The organism is Nitrobacter vulgaris (genome assembly GCF_031453995.1).
In the GTDB taxonomy this organism is placed as follows: domain Bacteria; phylum Pseudomonadota; class Alphaproteobacteria; order Rhizobiales; family Xanthobacteraceae; genus Nitrobacter; species Nitrobacter vulgaris.
This window is the reverse complement of record NZ_JAVDPZ010000023.1, coordinates 15,201-40,183: the sequence shown is the minus strand read 5'-3', so window position 1 is coordinate 40,183 and position 24,983 is coordinate 15,201. Positions and strand designations below refer to the sequence as shown.

25 protein-coding genes are annotated in these 24,983 nt (G+C 61.7%); 7 read left to right on the top strand and 18 right to left on the bottom strand.

All coding sequences use genetic code 11. From position 1 onward, the window contains the following. The first annotated feature begins 24 nt into the window (after positions 1-24). Entirely contained in the window at positions 25-1,539 is a 1,515-nt protein-coding gene (gene purF / locus GGQ85_RS14035) for an amidophosphoribosyltransferase (protein WP_309775022.1), read from the top strand. Positions 1,540-1,566: 27 nt separating this feature from the next. Here purF and GGQ85_RS14030 read toward each other — a convergent pair whose 3' ends face one another. Next, positions 1,567-2,097, bottom strand: a complete 531-nt coding sequence (locus tag GGQ85_RS14030; protein ID WP_079447103.1) for a GNAT family N-acetyltransferase — start codon at positions 2,095-2,097, stop codon at positions 1,567-1,569. 52 nt (positions 2,098-2,149) lie between these two features. Between GGQ85_RS14030 and GGQ85_RS14025 the strand changes: the two genes are divergently transcribed. Further along, positions 2,150-2,893, top strand: coding sequence for an SDR family NAD(P)-dependent oxidoreductase (locus GGQ85_RS14025; RefSeq protein WP_309775020.1), 744 nt, complete (start codon positions 2,150-2,152; stop codon positions 2,891-2,893). Positions 2,894-3,343: 450 nt separating this feature from the next. Here the strand turns inward: GGQ85_RS14025 and der are convergent, their stop codons facing one another. The 6 genes from der to GGQ85_RS13995 all read right to left on the bottom strand — a co-directional run bounded on the left by der (position 3,344) and on the right by GGQ85_RS13995 (position 9,764). Next, positions 3,344-4,726: a ribosome biogenesis GTPase Der gene (gene der, locus GGQ85_RS14020; protein WP_309775019.1), complete on the bottom strand. Its 1,383-nt coding sequence runs from the start codon at positions 4,724-4,726 to the stop codon at positions 3,344-3,346. 65 nt (positions 4,727-4,791) lie between these two features. Next, entirely contained in the window at positions 4,792-5,310 is a 519-nt protein-coding gene (locus GGQ85_RS14015) for a hypothetical protein (RefSeq protein WP_079447106.1), read from the bottom strand. Between the two features lie 38 nt (positions 5,311-5,348). After that, positions 5,349-6,002: a tetratricopeptide repeat protein gene (locus GGQ85_RS14010; RefSeq protein WP_309775017.1), complete on the bottom strand. Its 654-nt coding sequence runs from the start codon at positions 6,000-6,002 to the stop codon at positions 5,349-5,351. Positions 6,003-6,365: 363 nt separating this feature from the next. Next, complete coding sequence (locus GGQ85_RS14005) at positions 6,366-8,180, bottom strand: di-heme-cytochrome C peroxidase (protein ID WP_309775016.1); 1,815 nt, start codon at positions 8,178-8,180, stop codon at positions 6,366-6,368. Between the two features lie 173 nt (positions 8,181-8,353). After that, positions 8,354-9,178, bottom strand: coding sequence for a 3-methyl-2-oxobutanoate hydroxymethyltransferase (gene panB, locus GGQ85_RS14000; RefSeq protein WP_079447108.1), 825 nt, complete (start codon positions 9,176-9,178; stop codon positions 8,354-8,356). Position 9,179: 1 nt separating this feature from the next. Then, positions 9,180-9,764, bottom strand: coding sequence for an NnrU family protein (locus tag GGQ85_RS13995; RefSeq protein WP_309775015.1), 585 nt, complete (start codon positions 9,762-9,764; stop codon positions 9,180-9,182). Positions 9,765-9,935: 171 nt separating this feature from the next. On the opposite strand from GGQ85_RS13995, the gene GGQ85_RS13990 reads away from it, so the two are divergent. Then, positions 9,936-10,232 carry a hypothetical protein gene (locus GGQ85_RS13990; RefSeq protein WP_309775014.1) on the top strand — a complete coding sequence of 99 codons (297 nt, stop codon included), beginning with the start codon at positions 9,936-9,938 and terminating at the stop codon, positions 10,230-10,232. A gap of 140 nt (positions 10,233-10,372) precedes the next feature. On the opposite strand, the gene GGQ85_RS13985 is transcribed toward GGQ85_RS13990, so the two are convergent. Beyond that, on the bottom strand, positions 10,373-11,992 hold the full coding sequence (locus GGQ85_RS13985) for a peptide chain release factor 3 (protein WP_079447188.1): 1,620 nt from the start codon (positions 11,990-11,992) through the stop codon (positions 10,373-10,375). A 179-nt stretch (positions 11,993-12,171) separates the two neighbouring features. Between GGQ85_RS13985 and sugE the strand changes: the two genes are divergently transcribed. Then, positions 12,172-12,486, top strand: coding sequence for a quaternary ammonium compound efflux SMR transporter SugE (gene sugE, locus GGQ85_RS13980; protein WP_079447111.1), 315 nt, complete (start codon positions 12,172-12,174; stop codon positions 12,484-12,486). Here the strand turns inward: sugE and GGQ85_RS13975 are convergent. The 3 genes from GGQ85_RS13975 to GGQ85_RS13965 form a co-directional block, all read right to left on the bottom strand. Beyond that, positions 12,479-13,480, bottom strand: coding sequence for an inorganic phosphate transporter (locus GGQ85_RS13975; RefSeq protein WP_079447112.1), 1,002 nt, complete (start codon positions 13,478-13,480; stop codon positions 12,479-12,481). The two genes, sugE and GGQ85_RS13975, sit on opposite strands and share 8 nt — an antisense overlap. Before the next feature lie 14 nt (positions 13,481-13,494). Then, the gene (locus tag GGQ85_RS13970; RefSeq protein ID WP_309775046.1) at positions 13,495-14,139 is read right to left on the bottom strand and encodes a DUF47 domain-containing protein; all 645 of its coding nucleotides are present in this window, start codon (positions 14,137-14,139) and stop codon (positions 13,495-13,497) included. Between the two features lie 285 nt (positions 14,140-14,424). Continuing rightward, positions 14,425-14,787, bottom strand: a complete 363-nt coding sequence (locus tag GGQ85_RS13965) for an ArsC family reductase (protein ID WP_309775013.1) — start codon at positions 14,785-14,787, stop codon at positions 14,425-14,427. A 28-nt stretch (positions 14,788-14,815) separates the two neighbouring features. Here GGQ85_RS13965 and GGQ85_RS13960 point away from each other — a divergent pair, with 28 nt between their 5' ends. The 3 genes from GGQ85_RS13960 to GGQ85_RS13950 all read left to right on the top strand — a co-directional run bounded on the left by GGQ85_RS13960 (position 14,816) and on the right by GGQ85_RS13950 (position 18,185). Next, a complete protein-coding gene (locus GGQ85_RS13960) occupies positions 14,816-15,289 on the top strand; it encodes a copper uptake system-associated protein (RefSeq protein WP_309775012.1) in 474 nt (157 codons plus the stop codon). Positions 15,290-15,433: 144 nt separating this feature from the next. Further along, positions 15,434-17,476 carry a threonine--tRNA ligase gene (gene thrS, locus GGQ85_RS13955; RefSeq protein ID WP_309775011.1) on the top strand — a complete coding sequence of 681 codons (2,043 nt, stop codon included), beginning with the start codon at positions 15,434-15,436 and terminating at the stop codon, positions 17,474-17,476. Positions 17,477-17,621: 145 nt separating this feature from the next. Next, on the top strand, positions 17,622-18,185 hold the full coding sequence (locus GGQ85_RS13950; protein ID WP_309775010.1) for a nitroreductase family protein: 564 nt from the start codon (positions 17,622-17,624) through the stop codon (positions 18,183-18,185). 39 nt (positions 18,186-18,224) lie between these two features. Here GGQ85_RS13950 and GGQ85_RS13945 read toward each other — a convergent pair whose 3' ends face one another. The 7 genes from GGQ85_RS13945 to GGQ85_RS13910 all read right to left on the bottom strand — a co-directional run bounded on the left by GGQ85_RS13945 (position 18,225) and on the right by GGQ85_RS13910 (position 24,980). Next, complete coding sequence (locus tag GGQ85_RS13945; protein WP_309775009.1) at positions 18,225-18,665, bottom strand: hypothetical protein; 441 nt, start codon at positions 18,663-18,665, stop codon at positions 18,225-18,227. Between the two features lie 107 nt (positions 18,666-18,772). After that, positions 18,773-19,348 carry an invasion associated locus B family protein gene (locus GGQ85_RS13940; RefSeq protein ID WP_309774091.1) on the bottom strand — a complete coding sequence of 192 codons (576 nt, stop codon included), beginning with the start codon at positions 19,346-19,348 and terminating at the stop codon, positions 18,773-18,775. Continuing rightward, positions 19,345-20,142: an energy transducer TonB family protein gene (locus GGQ85_RS13935; protein WP_309775008.1), complete on the bottom strand. Its 798-nt coding sequence runs from the start codon at positions 20,140-20,142 to the stop codon at positions 19,345-19,347. Before GGQ85_RS13935 ends, GGQ85_RS13940 begins: the two co-directional genes overlap by 4 nt. Continuing rightward, positions 20,139-20,621 carry a TonB system transport protein ExbD gene (exbD, locus tag GGQ85_RS13930; protein ID WP_292618271.1) on the bottom strand — a complete coding sequence of 161 codons (483 nt, stop codon included), beginning with the start codon at positions 20,619-20,621 and terminating at the stop codon, positions 20,139-20,141. Before exbD ends, GGQ85_RS13935 begins: the two co-directional genes overlap by 4 nt. Before the next feature lie 6 nt (positions 20,622-20,627). Continuing rightward, complete coding sequence (gene exbB / locus GGQ85_RS13925) at positions 20,628-21,782, bottom strand: tonB-system energizer ExbB (protein ID WP_374708896.1); 1,155 nt, start codon at positions 21,780-21,782, stop codon at positions 20,628-20,630. 19 nt (positions 21,783-21,801) lie between these two features. After that, complete coding sequence (locus GGQ85_RS13915) at positions 21,802-23,751, bottom strand: ABC transporter permease (protein WP_309775007.1); 1,950 nt, start codon at positions 23,749-23,751, stop codon at positions 21,802-21,804. After that, a complete protein-coding gene (locus tag GGQ85_RS13910; RefSeq protein ID WP_309775006.1) occupies positions 23,748-24,980 on the bottom strand; it encodes an efflux RND transporter periplasmic adaptor subunit in 1,233 nt (410 codons plus the stop codon). Before GGQ85_RS13910 ends, GGQ85_RS13915 begins: the two co-directional genes overlap by 4 nt. Positions 24,981-24,983 lie beyond the last annotated feature (3 nt).

Below are 24,983 nucleotides of genomic sequence, written 5' to 3'. Positions count from 1 at the left end.
GGTCCGACCGAATAGTGAGGCGCAATGGACTGTCAGCAGAGCCTTTCCAGCGACGCGTCCTCGCACGATTCCGAATCTGATTTCGATCTTGACGGCGACATGCTCCGTGAGGAATGCGGCGTGTTCGGCATCTTCGGCCATCCAGAAGCCGCAGCGATCACTGCGCTTGGCCTTCACGCACTCCAGCATCGCGGCCAGGAAGCGGCCGGCATCGTGACCTTCGATGGCCATCGCTTTCACTCTGAACGCCGGCTCGGACTTGTCGGTGACGCCTTCTCCCGCCGCGAGGTAATCGAACGTCTCCCCGGCAGCGCCGCTGTCGGCCACACCCGCTACTCCACCACCGGGGGCACCATCCTGCGGAATGTGCAACCGCTGTTCGCCGAACTCAACGCAGGCGGCTTCGCCGTTGCGCACAACGGTAACCTCACTAACGGACTGACGCTACGTCGCGAATTGGTAGGCCGCGGCGCGTTGATGCAATCGACCACCGACACCGAGGCCATCCTTCATCTGGTCGCACAGTCAAGGCGCGGCCGCTTCATCGAGCGCTATATCGAAGCGCTTCGGGCTCTCGAGGGCGCCTATGCGCTGGTGTCGCTGACTAACAAGAAGCTGGTCGGAACGCGTGATCCGCGGGGCATCCGCCCGCTCGTGCTCGGCGAACTCGACGGTTGTCCGATCCTTACCTCGGAAACCTGTGCGCTCGATATCATCGGCGCAAAGTATGTCCGTGACATCGAACCCGGCGAAGTCATCGTGTTCCATCGTGTCGATGGCACCATCCAGACTGAAATTCACAAGCCCTTTCCACCGATGCCGCCAAGGCCGTGCATCTTCGAATACATCTATTTTTCACGGCCAGATTCGATCGTCGAAGGCCGTTCGGTCTACGAAGTTCGCAAGGCGTTCGGCGCACAACTGGCCCGTGAGAGTCACGCCGAGGTCGATGTCGTGGTACCGGTGCCCGATTCCGGCGTGCCTGCCGCCCTTGGCTACAGCCAGTTTTCCGGGGTGCCGTACGAACTCGGGATCATCAGAAACCATTATGTCGGGCGCACGTTCATCCAGCCGGCCCAAAGCGTCCGCGAACTTGGCGTCCGGATGAAGCATTCCGCCAACCGCGCCGCGATCGCCGGCAAACGCATCATCCTGATCGACGACTCGCTGGTGCGCGGCACGACTTCAAGAAAGATCGTTCGCATGATGCGCGATGCCGGGGCCACGGAGGTGCACTTCCGCCTGGCTTCGCCGCCGATCATCCATCCCGATTACTACGGCATCGACCTGCCCGACCGGAGCGGACTATTGGCCGCGACCCACAGCCTCGAGCAGATGCGTGACATGATCGGCGCGGATTCGCTTGCCTTCCTCTCCATCGACGGCATGTACCGCGCCATGGGAGAACCCGGACGTGATCCGGCGAACCCGAAATATTCCGATCATTGCTTTACTGGCGCCTATCCGACCAATCTTACCGACCATACTGACGTCGAACCGCAACCCCATCAGTTGTCGCTGCTCGCGGAAGCGAGCTGACCGGACACGCCCCACAAGCGACCGCAGTCAAAACTGCCGAACCATGAACGACGCCGCTTTGCTGTAACCATGCAGCTTCCGCATCAGTGTGACGTCACCGATCTCGTCGAGCGGGATCGCGCGGAAGCCATGTCGCACCCAAAATCCCGCGGAGTCATTGACTGCCACCAGCGAAACGGTGGCGAGTCTTTCCTTACCCGCTCGCACGAGCACCTGCGACACCGCCAATGACGCCGCGCCGGTCCCACGCAACCCGGACAGCAATGCAAGGTCGTGAATATAGTAAGTTTCAGGTCGCCTGGGCAACTCGCCGAGGTATGAATTCAACGCCGGCGGATCCTTGGCCCGCCACGGATGGCTGATGACATAGCCGGCGATAGTCCTGCCGGCGTGGAAGACCAGGCAGCCAGCCGTGTAAAGGCAGAGCCGCTCGGCGAACACTTCCGCATCCTCTGGAAACGCTGGATGAACCTCTTTTGCAACTGCCAGTACCTGCGGCAGGTCACTGGGCACCATCGGCCTCCATTCGCCTTTGGCCTCGCCAGATAATTCGGGCATAAGGCACAGAACCTCCGTCCTCGTCCCCCCCCTAGCACGAAGCACCCCAGTCATGACACAACCGCTCGCCTCCCGCATAGCGCTTGTCAGCGGCGCCTCGCGCGGCATCGGCTACGCCACCGCACGCGCGCTTGCCAAAGCCGGCGCGCATGTCATCGCAGTTGCGCGCACGCAAGGCGGGCTCGAAGAACTCGACGACGACATCCGCAAGGACGGCGGCAACGCGACGCTGGTGCCGCTCAATCTCACCGACTTCGATGGAATCGCACGGCTCGGCGCGGCCCTGAACGAGCGTCACGGCAAACTCGATATCCTCATCGGCAACGCGGGCATCGCCGGTCCATCCTCCCCGCTTGGCCACATCGAGATGAAGCCATGGCAGGACGTGATGGCGATCAACGTCACCGCGAATTTTCAATTGATCCGCTGCATGGAACCGTTGCTGCAGCAATCGGATGCCGGACGCGCGGTATTCGTTACCGCCAGCGCTGCTGGCGAGGCCAACGCTTATCGCGGCCCCTATGCAGCCTCGAAGGCGGCGCTGGACACGCTGGCGCGATGCTGGGCAAACGAGACCGCCTCGACTCCGCTCCGCGTCAACCTGTTCGATCCGGGACCGATCCGGACCCGGATGCGCGCCACAGTGTTCCCCGGCGAGGATCCCATGACGCTGGACACGCCGGAACAGGTTGCGGATCTCATTATACCGATGTGCCTTCCCTCCTGGAGCGAGACCGGAAAACTATACGACTACGCCAGCCGCGAGGTTATGAGCTTCGGCTCGCCGCCGGCCTAGAGCCGTTCCGCTTCGGATGGGAATCAGAAGCGGAGCTCCATGATTTTGATTTAACGCGTTTCTTCCCGCGAACCGGTTTCCACTTCGCTCGAAAACGCTATAGGCGCGCCGGCGATTGGCCGTCATCGGTCGCGTTCCGCTAGCGCCGGGGTATTGAACCATTTGGGACGGCCGCCTCACAAATGACTGGAAATACGCGATGGATGGTGTCGGGCGGGTCAGGAGCTGTCGATGCAAGCCGTTGTCGAGCGCGTGATACGCGCTTTTACCCTCAAGAACTCACCGTCCGACGAAAAGGCCGACGGCGACTGCCGAACTCCGGCCGGATTGGCCGCCGACTTGTTGGAGAATTACAGAGCGCATCTTCTGCAGCGCGCACAGCCTCCTTGCAGCCGGTGACGGCGTCCTGCTTCTGGCAATTCTGATCGACAAATCGATTAGCGGTGCGCGCTATGACTTGCGCTTGCGCTTATGCGCGAACGGATTAGCTTTTTCGCGAAGCGTGACGCGGATCGGCGTGCCGGGGAGATCGAAAAAGCCGCGCAGGCTGTTGACGAGATAGCGCAGATAGGATTCCGGAACCGCGTCCGCCCGCGAACAGAACACAATGAAACTCGGCGGCCGCGCCTTGGCCTGGGTTACATAGTTGAGTTTCAATCGCCGACCCGAAACAGCTGGCGGCGGGTTGGCATCGACCGCCTGCTCGAACCAGAGATTGAGCGCCGCGGTCGGCACACGACGATTCCAGACGGCGTAGGCGCTTTGGATCGCCGTCATTAGGCCGTCGATCCCGTCGCCCGTCAGGCCGGAGACCGCGACAATCGGCGCACCCTTGACCTGCGGTAGCCAGTGATCTGCATCGGTACGCAGCGACGCGATCCGGCCGGATCCCCGATCCATCAGATCCCATTTGTTGACGGCAATCACCAGAGCGCGGCCTTCACGTTCGATCAGGTCGGCGATGCGGAGGTCCTGCTCCTCGAATTTGTTCTGCACATCCATCATCAGCACGACGACTTCGGCGAACCTGACGGCGCGCAACGTATCCGCCACCGACAGTTTCTCGAGCTTCTCCTCGATCCGCGACCTGCGCCGTAGCCCGGCGGTGTCGAAGATGCGAAAATCGCGTCCCTTCCAGTCGAGCTCGACCGAAATGGAATCCCGCGTGGTGCCGGCTTCGGAACTGGTCAGCAGCCGCTCTTCCCCAAGCAGATAATTGATCAGTGTCGATTTGCCGGCATTGGGGCGCCCGACAATCGCCACGCGGATCGGCCGCTGCGAGATATCGTCGGACTCGATGATGTCGTCATCGTCGAATTCCTCGGCTTCTTCGGCTGGCTCCGGCATCACGGCACGCAATGCGTCATACAAATCGCTCATGCCCTCGCCGTGCTCGGCGGACACCCCGATCGGATCGCCAAGGCCCAGCGCATAGGATTCCAGAGCCCCGGCGTCCCCGTGCCTGCCCTCGCTCTTGTTGGCGACGAGCACAACCGGCTTGTTGGCGCGGCGCGCGAAATCGGCGAACGAACGATCGGTCGGCGTGAGGCCCGCACGCGCATCGAATACGAACATCAGGGCATCGGCGGCTGCAATCGCAGCTTCGGTCTGCTGCTGCATTCGCGCCGTCAGCGAGCCGCGCGGACCTTCATCGAGACCAGCGGTGTCGATCACCGTGAAATCGAGGTCGCCGAGCCGAGCCTGTCCTTCGCGGCGATCACGTGTGACGCCTGGCTCGTCATCAACCAGCGCCAGCTTCTGCCCGACCAGACGATTGAACAGGGTCGACTTGCCGACATTGGGTCGGCCTATGATGGCAATGGTGAAGGACATCGACGCTCCGCGCCCGTTCCGGGCGGCGTCTCAATACCAGTGTTTCAGCAGCGCCGATACCGCTGTCAGCGCGAGAAGCTGCCGCTGGGCATCGGTGCCGGGAATGGCGACGCTGCCGGCTCGGTCTGTTGTGCGGCAGGCGGCGGCGGTGCAGCCTGCTGCGCCGACGGGGACTCTTCTTTTGGCAGGGACGTGGCCCGCCGATGAACGAGACGCTTGGGCTTGCTGGGCGCGGCGGCGGCAGTGCCGGCATCAGCGGCGGCGGCCTCGGCGCCACCGGACGAGCCGTTTGCTGCGCCCTGTTGTCGCGCCCGCCCCGATTCCGGCGCCGGTGCCGTGGCAGGCTGAGCTTGCTGAAGCTCGCCGTCGCTCTTGTAAAGATCCTTCGGCACGCCTTGCTCGATGCCCGGAACGCCACCCGGGAAAACCGGCTGGCGGTTACCCTGCATCTTCTTCTTCGTATCGAGGAAGCCGAGCAAATCGGACGGATCCCAATTGTTCAGGCCGCCACTACCGCAACCAGCCAGCACGCCGCACAGCGAAATCAGAACAGCGAAAGTCAATAGGCGTTGCGAGCGGCGCATCGACGGTTCTCGTTCAAGCTTGAGTTCGACAAACCTGCTCAGCTCTTCGCAACCGGCGGCAGCAAAGCTTGCAGGGCTTCGGCGCGGTTGCGCAGGCTGGACGGCGTCTGGCCGTCCTCGCTGATCATGTCGAGCCACTTCCGTGCAGCCGTGGTGTCGTCGTTACGCCAGGCGGATAACGCCAAAAGCTCGCGCGCGGTATGGCGAAAGGTCGCCTCGGGCGCAGTCGTCGGCTCGAGCCGCTGCAGCATGTTGTTGTAGGTTTCGGTGTCCACCAGCAATCCGGCGGCGCGCACCCGCGCAAGATCACGCTCGGCGCTGCTGAACCCGCTGTCGGCGGCAATCGCATCATAAAGTTTCACCGCTGCATTGACGTCATGCTTGGCGGCTTCAGCAGCGGCGCGAAGCCGCGACAGATTACGATATCCGGGCGGTGCGGTCTCCGCCAGTTTGGTGAAAGCCGCTTCCGCTTCGGCATGCTTGTTTTGATCGGCCAGCGCAGCCGCCGCTTCAAAGGTCGAACTGGCCTCGGCGGCCTTCTGGGTCTGGAGATATTGGTATCCACGCCAACCGCCGACAGCGGCAATCACGAGAATGATGGCGGCAATGATTAGCGCCGAATAGCGGCTCCAAATTCTCTGGACCTGTTCGCGACGCAGCTCATCATCAATTTCACTAAATATCTCAGTCACTTACTGCTATCCCCGCTTCCCCAAACCACAGCGCCGCGCCGCGCGCGCCCCCACCAATAGCGACCGCGATATCGTAGCGATATGGCACCGACAAGGCAAAAGCGAGTCCGATCGGCTAAAGCGTTTTCTTCACGCGAACCGGATTCCATCCTCGGGTCAAGCCCGAGGACATGACGCTACGGTGAGGCTCGACTGCCGGAGTTCCTGTGTCACGAAGAACGCGATGCCAAGCCGTACTTTTCATGCTGACAACACCGTCCCAGCTTCACTTGTCTTCATCCACGCTGTTCGATGAACAACAGGTTGACGTCGCGTAAGGCCGGAACGGTGTTACGAAATACGCTTGGCGAAGCAGGCCAGCCGTCAAAGCGTTTTCAGATATTCGAGAAGAGCTTTCTTGTCAGCATCCGGCAGGCTCGTCCCAAATTCGTGACCGCAACGGCTGTTGCCTGAGTTCAGATCGTCGCAACCGGTTGTTTCGCGAACATTGCCGGCCTGGGCCTGATTTAAAGCAATGCCAATGTTATTCACGTCATAGTCGGGACCGATCGCAAAACGCTGCTGCCGTTGGCTTGCAGGCTTGAGCAACTCGGCAAGACTCGCGACCGAGCCATTGTGCAGGTACGGAGCGGCCGCCCATATGCCGTAGAGAACCCGCGATTCATAGGCGCCCTTCGGAGGCGTTGGGGCTGCAGCGTCCGTTTTCGAGCTTGAGCTTCCAGCATCCATGTCGAGTCGAAGACGGGTTTCAGGAGTTGCAGCGGCGTCGGGAAACCTGAATGCACCCGGCAAGTCCTGCAAGACGGTTGGGAGTCGAGTGGCATCGACAGGCTCGGACGCGCCCTGCGCGACCTCGGGCTTGGCAGAAACACCAAGGGCTCGTGGTGAGGTGCCTTTCGAAAAGCTCAGGACGTGCTCTCCGATCGTGCCTATCACCGAGGTCGAAAGGATGTTGAATGCGAGGTCGGTTTCTTTCAGAGGCTTGGTCGCGAACGGAATGTAAGCACCTTTCAGGACTCCCGATTTGGCCGTCCATCCCAGGATATCGTATTCACGCGTGTCCGTCCCGACGTTCTGAATTGGCGTCGCCCAGGTCTGCTGAAATGGAAAACGCTCCGTGCCGGCTTTTTGGCCATGGCATTCCTGGCAGCCGCCATCAGCCGCCGACCGTTCAAAGATCGTTTTGCCCTTGGCCGCCAGCGCGGCGTCGACGGACCATGGCCATTTCGGCGGCCCGATTTTCTTTGCCAGATCCTCAAGCTTTTGCAGCCCGTCAAAATTCACCGAATTATTGTTCAGGAAGTCGATAAACAGGCCATCGTGCGTCGGCTGGAAGTTGCCGAACACGCCCATCACTTCGCCAACATTCCGAGCCAGCCCGAGGATATCGCTCCCGTTGTCGGCGAATCCCGGCCACTGCGTCTTGTCCTGTTTTGGCGCGTTCCAGAGAAAAGGATAGCGTACCGGCGCATCGGCTCTGTGAATGTTTTCGGGGATCAAAAATGTCGGCTCCGGGCCGATGCCCAACCCCGTCACGCGATTGAAGATCATGCCGACTGCATCGAGGCGCCCCAATCCCCAGGCGGTGTTCGGAAGAGATCGATCAATGATGGTGTGGTATCGCACGTACCATGCATCGACGTCGCTCCGCAGCGCGGCGACTTTATTGCTATCGGGCTTGGCCGTCTGAAGGACAGACGCTGCAAATGCATTGAACGCGGCATCGTCGGACGTTGCCCGCGCCATCGCCTTATCGAGATCGCTTAAGAACGTTTGGAAATCGACGAGCGCCAGCCCGCCATCGATACGATACTGCCGTTCTGCGACCTTGATCTGGCGGGTGTGACAGGCGGAGCACGTCATCCCGACAACCTTCGCGCCCGTCGGGCCTGATGCATAAAAACCGACAGGAAGCTCCTGCGAAGCATCGAGCGCCGGCAAATATCCGTATCGTGTCAGCCCGCCGGAAAGAAAGGGAGCCCCGTCAGCTTGCTTGAGTGCCTTGAGCCACGCCAATGGAATGAGGCGCGAACCTTGATCGCGCGTGTAGAAATCGGTGCGGCTGGGCATATCCCAAGCTGAGCCTTGGTCAACGAATACCGGACCAGACTCGTCGGCAAAGGATGAGGTGGCGAGAGGAAAATTCAGGAGGACGAGGGCCAGAATAAGAGTTCGCATCTGTGCTCCGAGCGCACAGCCATTTAGGGCTGCCATGTTGTTGTTGACACACCGCAAGCGAGCGTGGACGTTACTTCGCACGGATAGCGTGTTCTCGCAATGGTTGATACAACAAGAAAATTCTAGTCAAGCGATCATAAACTTGATGAGGAGTTCGAACCGGCCATGGCGATCTAGCTCTTCGGCTTCATCGCATAAACGTGCTCGGGACCGGGAAAGGCGCGGCTACGCACGTCGCGTGCATAACCTTCGATCGCGGCCTCGATCATGGGGCCGAGTTCGCCATAGCGCCGGACAAATTTCGGCGCTCGCGGCGACAAGCCGAGCATGTCCTCCAACACCAGCACCTGGCCGTCGCAGGCGGGACTGGCACCGATGCCGATCGTCGGGATCGCCACCGTTTCCGTGATCTTGCGCGCCAACGGCTCCGCAACCGCTTCGATCACCATCGAGAACGCGCCCGCCTCCGCCACGGCACGCGCATCGTCCTCGATCGGCTGCCAAGTTCCTTCCTCGCGTCCCTGCGCACGAAATGAGCCGAGCGTGTTGATCGATTGCGGTGTCAGGCCGACATGCCCCATGACGGGAATTCCGCGCTCGGAAAGAAATGCAATGGTCTCCGCCATCTTCACGCCGCCTTCGAGCTTCACCGCGCCGCAAAGCGTCTCCTTGAGAAGGCGCGCGGCGGAATGAAACGCCTGCTCCTTCGAGGCCTCATACGAGCCGAACGGCATGTCCACCACGACCAATGCATGTTGTGACCCGCGCATCACCGCGCGGCCCTGCAGGATCATCATGTCGAGCGTGACCGGCACGGTGGTCTCGAAACCGTGCATCACGTTACCCAGACTGTCGCCGACCAAGATGACATCGCAATAGCGGTCGACCAGCGCTGCTGTATGAGCATGATACGAGGTCAGCATCACGATTGGATCGCTGTTCTTGCGAGCGCGAATGTCGGGTGCTGTCCTGCGACTGATGGTCGACTGAATCGACATCTCAGGCTCCGAAGACGGGAACGCCGACAACGTACGGATGGAAGAGAGCGCCGAGTGCAAGATAAAGGACGAGGCCAACGATAACCGCAATCACGTCGTTGCGAACCCCGCCGACTGGAATCGGTAGGCCGCTTGGATCAGAGCGGCGTTTGAGCGAAATGCGATCGATAACCGCCCAAGCAAGAATCGATCCGAACAAAATGATCGAGCCGAGATCTCCGTTGGCGAGCAGATGCGCCGTCGCCCACAGCTTCACCCCTACCAACAACGGATGCTTCAGCTTCGCGTAGATGCGGCCGCGGATATAGGACGCGACCATAAGAATGATGGCGGGCAAAATCAGCGCTTCCGCGATGTGCTTCATCACGCGCGGCGGATGCCAGACGTCGATCAAGCCGGTGGCGCGGTAGTCCAGGAATCCCCACACAATCAGCGCGACACCAACCGCGGAAATCAGCGAAAATCCCACCTTGTATGGTCCTTCACCATAGGACGAGATTAACCGTGCACGAAAATCGCGCTTAGTTGCCGCGAGATGCACCCCGAGGAACACAACAAGGCCAGCAATCATCACGAGTAGTCCCATCGTATCCTCCTATGAGCTGGTCTCGATTAACATTTTCGAGGAGTTTCAGGCAACACGGCGCAATAACAGAGGCAAACACGTTTTCGTCGCAACAACACCTAGCAATCACCCAAAAAAAACGAAGAACGCCAGCGCACGATCACCGCTCCACCAAACCAGATGGAGCTTTCAATGAACGTCAGACTTCTCGTCGCCGCCGCCGCCGCTATCACAGCCTTTGGAGTTGCCGGTGCCCAGGCCCAGCAGCTCTCACCCCAGGGTCAAGCACAGCAGAACGACAGCATCCGTGGCAGCGCAGGAGCGTCCGGATCCGCACATACCCAGAAGGTTCATCCGAAAGGATCGGCGAAGGGTACGGTCGGCGCGGCGCCAGGGCGCAGCGGGGTCGATGCTGGCGCCTCCGGCTCGGCAGATACGCCGCCTGCGAACATCAACGGCAGCGCCCGCACGGGCGGCTCGATGCGCTAGTGGCTCTAGTGGGACCTTGAATTTGACATTCGCTTGCCGGGTTTGCTGCAAAAGTGGTTATCGAATGTCAAACTCACTCCACTAGTACGCGTTTTTCGGGAAACGGCCGGTCCAGACACCGGCCGTTTTTCGTTGCGGGATTATGCCGACTTCTTCACGTCCTTGACGCTTGAAAAGACGATACCTTCGGCGCGATCTCGTGTGTAGCCAAGATAGAATTCGTTCTTAGCCAGAAATACCGGGTCGCCATCGACGTCGTCAGCGACGCCGGAGCCGTTGGCGGCGATGAAGGCATCGAGCTTCTTGCGGTCGTCGGATGAAATCCAGCGCGCAAGCTGAAATTCGCAGATTTCGAAATCCACCGGCAGCGAATATTCGGCATCGAGCCGAGCTTTCAGCACATCCAGCTGCAACATCCCGACAACGCCGACGAGAGCAGGCGCGCCGTCGCGCGGGCGGAAAACCTGCACCACGCCCTCCTCCGACATCTGCTGCAGTGCCTCCTTCAGCTTTTTCGCCTTCATCGCATCGGTTAGCCTCACTCGCCGCACGATTTCCGGCGCGAACGACGGCACACCTACAAAGGTGACATCCTCACCTTCGGTCAGGGTATCGCCGATCCGCAACGTACCATGATTGGGAATGCCGACCACGTCGCCGGCGAAAGCCTCATCCGCAATGGCGCGATCCTGCGCAAAGAAGAACTGCGGCGACGACAGCGGCATCGGCTTGCCGGTGCGCACCAGCTTCGCCTTCATGCCGCGCGTGAGCTTGCCGGAACATAGACGCGCAAAGGCGATGCGGTCGCGATGATTGGGATCCATGTTCGCTTGAATCTTGAATACGAAGGCGGTCATGCGCGGCTCATCGGCCTCGACCTTGCGCAGATTGGACTCCTGCGCGCGCGGAGGAGGCGCGAACTTTCCGAGTCCTTCCAGAAGATCACCGACGCCGAAATTGCGCAGCGCCGAGCCAAAATACACCGGGGTTAGGTGCCCCTCGCGAAATGCCTCAAGCTCGAACGGCTTGCAGGCTTCGGTTACCAGCGCCAGTTCCTCCCTGACCTCATCGACATTCAGATTGGCGTTGCGCGCCGCGAGATCTGCGATGTCGATCCGTTCGGCCGCGCCGGTCTTGGCGCCGCTGCCCTCGAGCAGGCGGATGCCGCCGGTCGCAATATCGTAGGTACCGAGAAAATCGCGGCCGCGTCCGACCGGCCATGTCATCGGAGTGGTATCGAGCGCCAAAGTCTTCTCAATCTCGTCCAGCAACTCGAAGGTATCGCGGCTCTCCCGATCCATCTTGTTGATGAAGGTGATGATCGGGATATCACGCAGACGGCAGACCTCGAACAGCTTTCGGGTGCGCGCCTCGATGCCCTTTGCCGCGTCGATCACCATGACGGCCGAATCCACCGCGGTCAGGGTGCGGTAGGTGTCCTCGGAAAAGTCCTCGTGGCCAGGCGTGTCCAGCAGGTTAAATACCCGGCCATCGAACTCGAACGTCATCACGGAAGTGACCACCGAGATTCCACGGTCACGCTCGATTTTCATCCAGTCGGAACGGGTATTGCGTCGCTCCCCTTTTGCTTTCACCTGCCCGGCAAGATTGATGGCGCCGCCGAACAGTAGAAGCTTTTCCGTCAGCGTCGTCTTGCCGGCATCCGGATGCGAGATGATCGCGAAAGTGCGCCGGCGCGCGACTTCGGCCGCCAATGGCGAGCGCGGAGACGTGTCAGTCTGCAAAGCGAGGTCGGACATCAGCGAGCGTGTGGCAGGGAAAATCGGCCGGATCAAGGGGTTTCCATCCCGTACCTCAAGCGCCGCCGGGAGCTTGCCGGGCGCTCCCGCCTGCCCCATATCAAGGCTGGGGAAGGACGACCTTCCATCTCACACGACCACTGCGGGGACGGCCCTGCCTCATGATTTGGGAGGGCCTTATGGCCTGGTTTTTGTTGCTCGCCGCCGGATTGATGGAAGTTGGCTGGGCGATCGGCCTTAAATACACTGAAGGATTCACGCGGCTAATGCCGTCGGTGCTGACATTGACGGCTATGGCGATCAGCATGGCGTTGCTCGGACTGGCGCTCAAAACGCTTCCGATCGGTACCGCCTACGCGGTCTGGACCGGCATCGGCGCGGTCGGAACCGCAATTCTCGGCATCGTGCTATTCGGTGATCCGGCGACGATGGCGCGGCTCGCCTGCATCGGCCTCATCGTCGCCGGAATCGCCGGGCTAAAGCTTGTTACTTGACGAACGCCACGACCCAATAGGCCAGCGCGGCGACGATTGCCGATGCAGGAATTGTGATGACCCACGCATAGACGATGGAACTGGCGACGTTCCAGCGTACCGCGGACAACCGCCGCGCCGCGCCGACGCCCACGATGGAGCCGGTGATGGTGTGGGTCGTCGATACCGGGACGCCGAGAAACGTCGCCATGAATAATGTGGCCGCGCCGCCGGTCTCCGCGCAGAAGCCCTGCATCGGCGTCAGCTTGGTGATACGAAGACCCATCGTCCGCACGATCCGCCAGCCGCCCATTAGGGTTCCCAGCGCCATTGCAGCCTGACAGGACAGCACCACCCAGAACGGTACGCTGAATTCGCTGCCGAGATAACCTTGCGAAAACAGCAGCACGGCAATGATGCCCATGGTCTTCTGCGCGTCATTCCCACCATGGCCCAACGAATAAAGCGAAGCCGAAAAAAACTGAAAAATGCGGAATGCGCGATCGACCGCGAAAGGCGTCGAGCGCACCGATAGCCATGAGACGATGGCGACCAGCACCAGCGCAAGCAGAAAACCAACCAGCGGCGATAATACGATCGCAAGTAACGTCTTCGACAGACCGCTCCAGACCGCCGCCGAAAGACCGGCTTTGGCGATGCCTCCACCAACCAGACCACCGATCAGGGCGTGCGAGCTGCTTGACGGAATCCCGAGTCCCCAGGTGACCACGTTCCAGACAATGGCGCCAACCAGCGCAGCGAAGATCACCTGCGCGTCAATCACATTCGGATCTATGATTCCGGTGCCGATGGTATTTGCGACATGCAGACCGAATACCATGAAGGCGACAAAGTTGAAGAACGCCGCCCAGACCACCGCGTATTGCGGTCGCAGCACTCGGGTGGAGACGATGGTCGCGATCGAATTCGCGGCGTCGTGCAGTCCGTTCAGGAAATCGAACAGCAGCGCGACGGCGATCAGGCCGACAAGGACCGGAAGACCAATGGCGTCCACGGTGCGGCCCTGCCCTATACCTGCTCGATGACGATGCTGCTGATCTCGTTGGCTACGTCATCGAAGCGGTCCGCGACCTTCTCCAAGTGATCGTAGATCTCGACACCGACAATGAAGTCCATGGCATTGGCGTTGCGGTGCTTCAAGAAAAGCTCCTTCAGGCCGATATCGTGCAGATCATCGACACGGCCTTCCAGCTTGCCCAGTTCCTCGGTGATTGCCATCAGCATCGCGACGTTGTTGCTGATCGACTCCAGCAACGGCAGCGCCCGATGGACCAGATTGGCACATTCCACGATCAGCGTACCTATCTCACGCATCGGCGGCTCAAAGCTGAGCACCTCGAACAGCACCACGGCCTTCGCCGTCTGCTGCATCTGGTCGATGGCGTCATCCATCGAAGTGATCAGGTTTTTAATGTCGACGCGATCGAATGGCGTGATGAAGGTGCGCCGAACCGCCGTCAGCACCTCGCGCGTGATGCCGTCCGCATCGTTTTCAAGCTGGCTGACCCGCTGGCAAAAAACCGGCGTTTCTTCACCACCCTTCAGCATTCCCTGAAGCGCAGCTGCCCCATGCACAACTGTCTGCGAATGACGGGCAAATAAATCGAAAAAGCGCTCCTCTTTCGGCAGAAAGGACCGGAACAAACGCAGCATCGCAACATCCACTTTGCAGACAAGAACCGGGCCGCCAGTCCGGATCGCAGGGATGTCATAAACCATTTCCGGCAAAGGTGGGCAATCGGCATCGCAACCGCCGGGATCATCCACCGGTTTATGGGCCTCCTGCCCGGATGATGGATTCACAACGATTGCTTGAAATCATGAGCAATTTCGCTGACCACCGCTGCGGCGGACCATCGCGCAGACGACGAAAATCGCGACTGGATCACCGTGACCCGTTCACGCCGGCGACGTAAAGAAATTAGCGAAGCAGCGCTTTCACTTCGCCTTCGACGGTCGAAGCTCTTTTTCATAGAGCTCTGGCTTGAAGCCGACGAGCAGCTTGCCACCGGCCTCCAGCACAGGTCGTTTGATCATCGAAGGCTGTTCAATCATGAGTGCCAATGCGCGGGCTTCCGTCAATCCCGCCTTCTCCACATCCGGCAATTTGCGAAACGTGGTGCCGGCGCGGTTGAGCAATGTTTCCCAGCCGAGCTTTGCGACCCATCTTTTGAGCCGGGCGTCATCGATGCCAGCCGTCTTGTAGTCATGAAAGTTGTAGCCGATGCCATGATCGTCGAGCCACGCGCGCGCCTTCTTCATGGTGTCGCAGTTCTTGATGCCGTAGATGGTGTTGGTCAACGCAAGGCGCTCCGGAGATTGTTGTATTATGAAGCGGATGTATAAGGAGATTTCGGTGCTGACGAAACTACTTGCCGCACTCATCGTACTCTGGGGCCTCGCCGGATCGGCGATCGCGGGGCCTGACGAGGACGCTGTGCGCGATCTGCTCCATTCGACCTTCGACAAGCCGGAAGCAAAGCTGGATGTCGCGCCTGTGGTCGCCCTGGCAGGCTATGCGATTGCGGGCTGGACGCAGGGCGAGACCGGCGGGCGGGCGCTCCTCCGTAACAAGCACGGACGCTGGACCATAGTCCTCTGCGCGAGAGACGAAATCAGGAGCGCCGAGGCCTTGCGGCATGCCGGCATTGCCCCTGATGTCGCAAACGCACTCGCCCAAGCGCTCGCGAAAGCCGAGCAAACGGTTCCGGCCGACCGGCTTGCAATGTTTGCCCGGTTTGAGGGGCTGCTGCGGATGGACGAGGCGGGCAACCACCCTCCGGCTCATGATCGGGCGCACTGATCAACGGTAAAAGGACAAAGGCGGCTTTCGCCTCGGGATTTGGCGGCGGTGACTTTCACCGGTTGCATGCCGCAAATCGGCTGCTATACCGCAGCATCCCGCTTACCTGCGCTCGTTCGCAGGAGTGAGCCACAGGAGAGACTGATGTCCGACAAACAAGACCCCTCGTCGGGATTCCGGTATGGCCTCGCCAACTTGAAGCCCGCCTCGCCCACCGACAACGTCGTTCTCACCTTCCCCGACGGTGCAGAACGTGAGTTTCCGAGAAACATCACCGGCCTGGAAATCGCCAAGGGAATCTCGCCATCGCTGGCGAAGCGAACGGTTGCAATGGCGCTCGACGGCGTCGTCAGCGATCTTGCCGATCCGATCGAACAGGATGCAAAGATCGAATTCATCAGCCGCGACGACCCTCGCGCGCTGGAATTAATTCGCCATGACGCCGCGCATGTGCTGGCGGAAGCCGTGCAAACACTTTGGCCGGGCACGCAAGTGACCATCGGCCCCGTGATCGAGAACGGATTCTATTACGACTTCTTCCGCAACGAGCCGTTCTCGGTCGAGGATTTTGCCGCGATCGAGAAGAAAATGCGCGAGATCATCGCGCGCGACAAGCCTTTCACCAAGGACGTCTGGGATCGCGAAAAGACCAAGCAGGTATTCCGCGACAAGGGCGAGGCCTTCAAGGTCGAACTCGTCGACGCCATCCCCGGCAACGAGCCGATCAAGATCTACTACCAGGGCGACTGGTTCGACCTCTGTCGCGGCCCGCACATGACCTCCACCGGCAAGATCGGCAACGCCTTCAAGCTGATGAAGGTGGCAGGCGCGTACTGGCGCGGCGACAGCAATAATCCGATGCTGACGCGCATCTACGGCACGGCGTTTGCTAAGCAGGAAGACCTCGATGCCTACCTCAAGCAGATTGAGGAAGCCGAGAAGCGCGATCATCGCAAGCTCGGCCGCGAACTCGACCTGTTTCATTTCCAGGAAGAAGGTCCGGGCGTGGTGTTCTGGCACGCCAAGGGCTGGACCATTTTCCAGGCCGTGATCGCCTATATGCGCCGCCGCCTCACCGGCGACTACGACGAGGTCAATGCGCCGCAAATGCTCGATAAGTCGCTATGGGAGACCTCGGGCCACTGGGAATGGTATCGCGAGAACATGTTCGCGGCGCAGTCGGCCGGCGACGAGGCTGAGGACAAGCGCTGGTTCACGATCAAGCCGATGAACTGTCCGGGCCACGTGCAACTCTTCAAGCACGGGCTCAAAAGCTACCGCGACCTGCCGCTGCGGCTCGCCGAATTCGGCGTGGTCCATCGCTACGAGCCGTCGGGCGCCATGCACGGCCTGATGCGCGTGCGCGGCTTCACGCAGGACGACGCGCACATCTTCTGCACCGAGCAGCAGCTCGCCGACGAGTGCCTCAAGATCAACGAACTGATCCTTTCGACCTATGCCGATTTCGGTTTCGACGGCGATCTAACGGTGAAACTCTCGACACGCCCCGAGAAGCGGGTGGGCTCGGACGCGGCGTGGGATCACGCCGAAGCGGTGATGGCGGATGTTCTCAAGCGCATCGCCGCATCAAACAACCGGGTCAAGACTGAGACCAATCCCGGCGAAGGCGCATTCTACGGACCGAAGTTCGAATACGTGCTGCGCGACGCCATCGGCCGCGACTGGCAATGCGGCACAACGCAAGTGGACTTCAATCTGCCAGAGCGGTTCGGCGCATTCTACATTGACGCCGATGGCGGCAAGAAGGCACCCGTGATGGTGCATCGCGCGATCTGCGGATCGATCGAACGCTTCATCGGCATCTTGATCGAGCACTTTGCCGGCCACTTTCCGCTTTGGCTCGCGCCCGTGCAGGCAGTCGTCACCACCATTACTTCGGATGGTGATGAATACGCCAGGGAAGTCGCAGCCGCAGCGCGGCGTGCGGGACTTCGTGTCGAAATCGATCTGCGCAACGCGAAGATCAACTACAAAGTGCGCGAGCACTCGCTGGCGAAAATTCCTGCATTGCTCGTGGTCGGCAAGAAGGAAGCTGAGACCAAATCGGTTTCCATCCGCCGTCTCGGTAGCGATGGCCAGAAGGTGATGCCAACCGGTGAGGCCATTGCCGCGCTTGTGGAGGAAGCCATGCCGCCGGACATCCAACACCGCAAGATACCGCAGTAGCTGCGGGCTTCGAAAAAGATACGTATCAGTTACATGCCGGCAAGCTTTGCCAAGGAACACGCGCCCGCCCGCAAATAGATCGATCACAATCGCGTCCCCCCTTGCGCGAGCCAAGCGGGCGGCAGCAAGTTCAACGAGAGCACTTATGTCCGATATTATCGAATTCCTGCGCACCCGCCGCTCGGTCAAGCCACGCGACATGAGCGGGCCCTGCCCCTCGGCTGAGGAGATCGATATCATCCTCACCATCGGCGCCCGCGTGCCTGATCACGGCAAGATCGCGCCGTGGCGATTCATCGTGTTCGAAGGCGACGCACGCGCCCGCGCCGGCGACGTCATCGCCCGTGTCTACGCGAGCAAAAATCCGTCGGCACCGCAGGACGAGGTCGAAATCGAAAAGCGCCAGTTGATGGAAGCGCCCCTGGTAATCGGTGTGGTGAGTTGCATAAAGCAACACCCCAGTGTGCCGTCATGGGAGCAGGTGTTGTCGGCAGGGGCCAGCGCCATGAATATCGTTACGGCCGTCACCGCGCTCGGCTATGGAGCGAACTGGCTGACTGGCTGGTTCGCCTACGATCGCGACGTGCTCGACGGCCTCGGGTTAAAGTCGGACGAAAGATTCGCGGGCTTTATTCATATCGGCACGCCGACCAAGCCCAGCAAGGACCGGCCTCGTCCAGCCCTGTCGGATATCGTCACCCGATTCTAGCGGTTCGAGCATTCGCATCTCGTGGCGGGCGCCGGCCGATCACTCCGTTTCCGATCTCTTGAGTGTCTTGTCTCGTTCTTCGAGCCAGAGCACGATCTGGTTTGCGGTGACGGATCCGACGCCCGGCTCGGACAACAATTCATCCCAGGTGTAGGCGGTTGCGATCTCGACGAGATGGCGGCTGCGTTTGGCGACGGTCCGGCCGCCGAGCGAGGCGTGGCGGCCATGAAGCAACGCCTCCACGGCGCGACGCGGCAGGTTGCGGCGCGGAGCTTTCTCGCTCGGCTTGGGGCAGAACGCCCGCACGTCGTGCTCCTCGATATCGAGCTGCGCGGCGATGCGGCGATGATCCATACCGAGCGTGCGCAGGATCGCCACCTCATCGCGGAGCCATGAGAGGAAGCGACGCCGGTTGTAATCGCGTTGAGGCGGTGGCGATTCCTGCTGGACGGAGAGATCATCCTTAACCAGCGTCAGCATGGGCAATCTCCTGATTTGGTGGTTGTTTGACTCAACTGCGTTGCACCAACCCTGGCCTGTCCTTTGATTGAGTATGATCTCGCCAAACCCCGTTCTCTCGACTGTCGCTATTTTGCGAGTTCTGTTGCGCGCGCCAGCGCGGGACCGAAGCCGTTGAGCGAGACGTTGAAGGTGACGGCCTCGTTGCTGGAGAGGTTGAGCGAGGCGACCACGAGTTTCGTACCCTTGCGCATGGCGTCGGTGGCCGCGGCCGGGAAATTCACCGGCAACAGGCAGCCCTGCGGCACACAGGTCGAGAAGCGCAGTCCCTTTCCGAGGTCTTTGTCGTCGAGCTTGAGCACCGCGCCGGCATCGAGATTGAGCCCGAACGGCATCAGGATGGTGCCATCGACCTTGCCGCCCACGGCAGGGTTCAGCTCGATGGCGTAGACCCGCCTGCCGGTTTCCTTGTTGCCCTGCGCCTGCGACAACAAGCATTGCTTGCGCCGCTCGATGATCCGGCAATCGACGGTCCAGTCGCCGAAGGTCTCGTTCACCGACGAAGCCCCGTTCGGCAGCGTTGCCGCTGATGTGGCCGGCTGCTGCACCGCCGGTTGCTGGGCCTGAGCCGCGGTCATCGTTGCGGCTGTGATCGCGGCGGCGAGAGTGAGCAGGCATGTTCGTGTGAGATTTGCTGACATCATCGACTGAACCTGATTGGAACGGCGAGTGTGATTGAACCGCCGCCGACATCGGGCGGCGGGGCGGGAACGGGACTGGCGCGGCGCGGCAGCGAGGCGGCTTCTGCGTCGAGCGCGGCGTCGCCGGCCGAGCGCACCAGGCGCGCCGACAGCACGCGGCCGGAGCGATCGATCGTGAACGCAACCGTCGCAACCCCCGCCCCCGCCGCACCGGACGGGAAACGCTTGTGGCGGTTGAGATGCGCCATCAGCGCGCCGCGCCAGGAGCTCGGCGACATCGACGAGGCCATGCCTTCCGCGGGCGCGGCGGCGCGATCGGCGCGCTGCGCCTGTGAACTCTGCGGCGCGGTGGTGCGCGGCGCCTTCTTCTTTTTCTTCTTCGGCTTCGGCCTCAGTGGCTCCGTCTTGGCCGGCAGCACCACCTCCGCCTTCTCCACCTTCGGCGTCGGCGGCGGCTTGAGCTCGGCTTCCTTCACTTCCGGCGGCGTCGGATCTGGCTTCTCCTCGACCGGCTTCTCCGGTTCGGGCTGCTCCTCCTCGGCCTCCTCCATCTGCGGCCCCGGCGCGATGTCCTGCTGCGGCACCTCCGGCGCCACCGCCAGCGGCGCCAGCTCCATCATGATCGCGGCCGGCGGATCGCCCGGCGTCTCGGCCTGCGCCGGCCAGTGCAACGCCAGCCAGATGCCGCCAGCGTGCACCGCGACCACCGCAAGCCCGGCCGCGGTCCAGCGCAGCGCCGCGGCCCTGGTCATCGCGCCTTCCGGCCGCCCGTCCGGATCGCGCCAGTCGATCCTCATGGCTTGGTCGCCGCCGCTGGCGCACTGCTACCGGCGGCCACGCCACCTGCTTGCACCTGTCCGGTATCCTCCAGCCCAACCAGCGCGATCTTGAGATAGCCGGCCTCGCGCAACAGGTTCATCACCTTCATCAGCTCGTTGTAAGCCACCGTCCCGTCGGCGCGCAGAAACACCCGCTGCTCGCGGTCATTGCTGGTCTGCTGATCGAGCGTTGCCTGAAGGGTATTGCGCGGCACCTCGTCGTTGCCAAGTGCCAGCGTCAGATCCTGCTTCACCGTCAAAAATACCGGTTTGTCGGGACGCGGCTGCGGCTGTGCATTCGACACCGGCAGGTCGACCGCGATATCCACCGTCGATAAAGGCGCCGCCACCATGAAGATGATCAAAAGCACCAGCATCACGTCGATGAACGGAGTGACGTTGATTTCGCTCAGCTCGTCGATGCCGCCGTCCTGCGGGTTCTTCAGAGATACCGCCATGAGGGCTCACTCCGCAGCGGAGCGGCCGCGCGACAGCGGCACCACGGACGGTCCAAGCCCCCGCTCCTGACGTTCCAGGTCGCGCGAGATGTGCTGAATGATCTCGCCGGAGGCATCCGACAGCAGCGCCCGGTAGCTCGAAAGCGCACGCGCGAACACGTTGTAGATGATCACCGCCGGAATCGCGGCGACGAGCCCGAGCGCGGTCGCAAGCAAGGCCTCGGCGATGCCCGGCGCCACCACCGCAAGATTGGTGGTCTTGGAATGCGAGATGCCGATAAAGGAGTTCATGATGCCCCACACCGTGCCGAACAGCCCGACGAACGGCGCGGTCGCCCCGATGGTCGCAAGCAAGCCCGTGCCGCGGGCGATGTCGCGCCCCGACTTGGCCTCGATACGCGACAGCGCGATGGCCAGACGCTCCTTGATGCCCTCAGAGGACAGATCGTTCGAGCGCCTGCATTCGTTCTCCGCCGCCTCCATCAGATCAGACACCGGGCCCTTTCCGGTCCACCCTTCAGAGATCTCTGCCCGTGCCGCCGCAAGAGTGTCGGCGCGCTCGAGCTTGCGCAGGCAGCTCTGTGCCCGACGCCGTGAAGCCGCCAGATCCAGCCCCCGCGCCAGCCAGATCGTCCACGTCACCAGCGACGCAAACGCAAGCCCGATCATCACCGCCTTCACGATGATGTCGGCCTGCATGAACATGCCCCACGGCGACAGGTCTTGCGGAAGCGTGGAGGACGAGGCATCCGGTGCTGGCGCGGCAGCCGGCGCAGCTGATTGATCCAGAGGCGCGGCCGCGTCAGACGATGCCGCCGGTGCCTCCCCGGACGAAGCTTCAGCCGCAGGTACACCCGAAGAAGACGACGGCGTGGGCGATGTCACCGACGACGGCGGTGTCGTTGGCGATGCGGACGATGGCTGCGCGGACGGCTGCATCGGCGTCGATGCTGCTTGGGAAGACATCGGCACTGACGATGATGGCTGCGTCGGTAATGCCGGCCGCGGTGAAGGCTGGGTGGCGGGATGCGCCGACGGCCCAGATCCCGCCGCAGCCGGATGCTCCCCCTGCTGCTGCGCAGTCGCCGGCGCCGCAATCGCCAGAACGGCGAGCGCGACGACAAACCCAAGACGTATCGCCCTTGTTACAAATCCCGTCATGATTCCCCGTTCCTTGTTCCTATTGACTTGACAGCGCCACGACAGGATCAAGCCGCGCCGCGCGAAACGCCGGCATGAAGCCGAACAGCGTTCCCATAACCACTGCCCCCGTCACCGCGCCGATCGCTGCCGTGATCGAGAAAATTACCGTCATGCCGAACAGTGTGGCTGCGGCTATTCCGATCAGCACGCCGAGCAGCAACCCGAACACGCCGCCGATTGCCGACAAAACGATCGCCTCGGTCAGGAACTGGCCCAGGATGTCCGCGGTCCTGGCCCCGATCGCGGCACGGACACCGATTTCCCTGGTGCGCTCGGCCACGGTGATCAGCATGATGTTCATGATGCCGATACCGCCGACCAGCATCGAAATCGCGGCGATGGCGCCGAGCAAAAGATTACTTGAGCGGCGCTCATCCTCGGCCTTGCGGAAGGCGGACGCCGCATCGTGCAGCCAAAAATCCTCGCGACCGTGGCGGCGGATCAACAGCGACTTGATGGCGTCCTTGGTCTGTTGCAGACGGGACATATCGGCGATGGAGACAACGATCTCCGACAGCTCGTCCTTACCATAGAGTCGCATCGCAGCCGTCCGAAGCGGCATCACCACGGTATTGTCCCGATCCATGCCCTTCTCGGAAAGGCCCTTGGACTCGAGCACGCCGGTGACAAGAAATGGAATGTTGTTGACCAAAACGTGGCTGCCGGAAGGATCGGCGATATTGGGAAACAGTTTTAATGCGAGGGTCGCACCGAGCAACATTACGGCGTTGCCGCTGACCTCATCCTCCTTCGTAAAGAACATTCCCTTCGCCGTATCCCAGTTGTGAACCGTCCGAAACTCGGCCGTGGTGGCGATTACTTCGGCGTTCATATCCGTGTTGGCGTGCCGCAATATGCCGGCTTCCCACAAGGCCGGCATCGACCCGGACACGTTGGCAAGATCCTTGATCGCCTCGGCATCGGCGAGAGTCAGCGGCATGCTGGTCACTGCGGATTCGCCCGCACGGCTGACCACCAACCAGTTGGTGCCGATGGCGGAGGCCCGCTCCATGAACGACGCCTGCGCGCCGCGCCCGATCGCCATCATGGCGACGACGGAAGCAACGCCGATGACGATGCCGCTCAGGGTCAGCGCCGTACGAACCGGATTGACCGCCAGCGCGGCGAAGGCAGAGCGGGCTGCTTCCTCCAGCCAGGCCCACAGCGGCGGCGAGGTGCTATTCGTATGCCATGCAGCAACGGCAACCGAGGAGCGCGGAACCCTTCCAGCATCGCGGCCGCTGTCAGAGGCGATCAGTCCGTCCTCGATCCGGATGATGCGCTCAGCCGCGGCGGCTACGTTCGAGTCGTGAGTGATGAGGATGATCGTGTGCCCGGCGCCGGCAAGCTCTTTCAGGATCCCCAGTACTTCCGTGCCGCTTTTGCTGTCCAACGCGCCCGTCGGCTCGTCAGCGAGGATCACCGCGCCACCGTTCATCAGCGAGCGCGCGATCGAGACACGCTGCTGCTGGCCGCCCGAGAGCTGCGACGGCCGATTGAACATGCGCGTGGCAAGGCCGAGCCGCGCCAGCAGTGCGGACGCGCGGCGATGACGATAAGCGCGGGGCGCGCCGGCATGAACCGCCGGCATCTCGACATTGCCGAGCGCGCTTACCGTCGAGATCAAATGATACTGCTGGAAGATGAAACCGAAGGAATTGCGACGCAGCGCGGCGAGACCGTCACGATCGAGCCCGGCGACATCCTGTCCCGCAAAACGGTAGATGCCCTGCGTCGGCCGGTCGATCAGGCCGATGATATTCATCAGCGTCGACTTGCCGGATCCGGAGGCGCCGACGATGGCGACGAACTCGCCGGAATAGATCGACAGCTCGACGCCGCGCAGCGCGCGGGTAACAACATCGCCGCTGCGATAGGAGCGGCAAATGCCCGTCAGGTCGATGAGCGGGACATGCGATGCGTTCATGACTCCACCCTCAGCTTAGGGGGCGGGCCGGACGCCTTCACGCCCGTGATGATCCGTTCGCCACCGGCGAGGCCGCTCGTGACTTCACTGAGGAAGCGGGTCCGGGCACCAGTCTCGACCTTGCGGACGGCGATGGTCCCGTCTCCCTGAAGAACGCGAACCTCGCTTTTTTCGTTGAGCGACGACACTGGAATGACCAGGGCGTTTTGCGCCGCGGCGGTGACGAAAAATACCTGTGCGGTCATTCCGGCTTTCAAGCCGCCATCCTTGTTGGGAACGTCGAACAGCGCCGTGTAGAGTACGACATTGCCCGATTGCGTTGCAGCCTTGGCCTCGACCTTCTTGTCGGGCCGGCGCGGCGCCGGCTGGATTTGCCGGAGCGTTGCATGCCACTTGCGGTCCGGCCGGCCCAATGTGGTGAACCACAGCGGCATGCCTTCACGCAGCTTGACGACGTCGGCTTCGGACACATCTGTCCACACCGTCATGGTATCGAGGTCGGCGATTTGCAGCACCAGCGGCGTATCATAGTTCGCGTTGAGGGTCTGCCCCTCCTTCGCGTCCAACGAAACCACGGTGCCCGCCATCGGCGCGGTGATACGGGCGAAGCGCAATGCTGTTTTTTGCGCGTGAAGATCGGCCTGCATCTGACGGATGCGGGCTTTGGAAGCGTCGATACGAGCGATCAGGATGTCGCGGTCGCGCTCCGCCGTCTCAAAAGCGACTTTCGAAACTGCGCTGCTCTGAGACAGCGTCAGGTGGCGCTCGGCATTGCGTTTTGCAAACGCAAGCCCGGCTTCCTGCTCGGCGAGTTCGGCGGTCAACCGCGCGACGTCCGCCTCAATGCCCTCGACCTTGGCCGCCTGCATCTCGGCGTCGATCTCCGCCACGACCGCCCCCGCGGTCACCTCGTCGCCAACGGCAACGTGAAGACGCTTCAACTGGCCGGACACCTGCGCGCCGACATCGACATAAGCGCGCGGCTGTATTTTACCGGTCGCGGCAACGGTGCTCTCGATGTCCTGCCGCGTGACGGCGACGGTCTCATAAAGGCTGTCCGGCGACGGCGCGCGGAATCCCATGAAAGCAAGGGTGCCGAGCACAGCCAGTGTGACAACGCTCACCCCCAGGACGAGCCGCCGGGAACCGCGCGTTCGCCGCGCCGGCGCGGTCCAGGCCGGCAGCAGCGTCACGCCATCGACATCGTCAGGAGGCACCGGGGCGTTCATCGT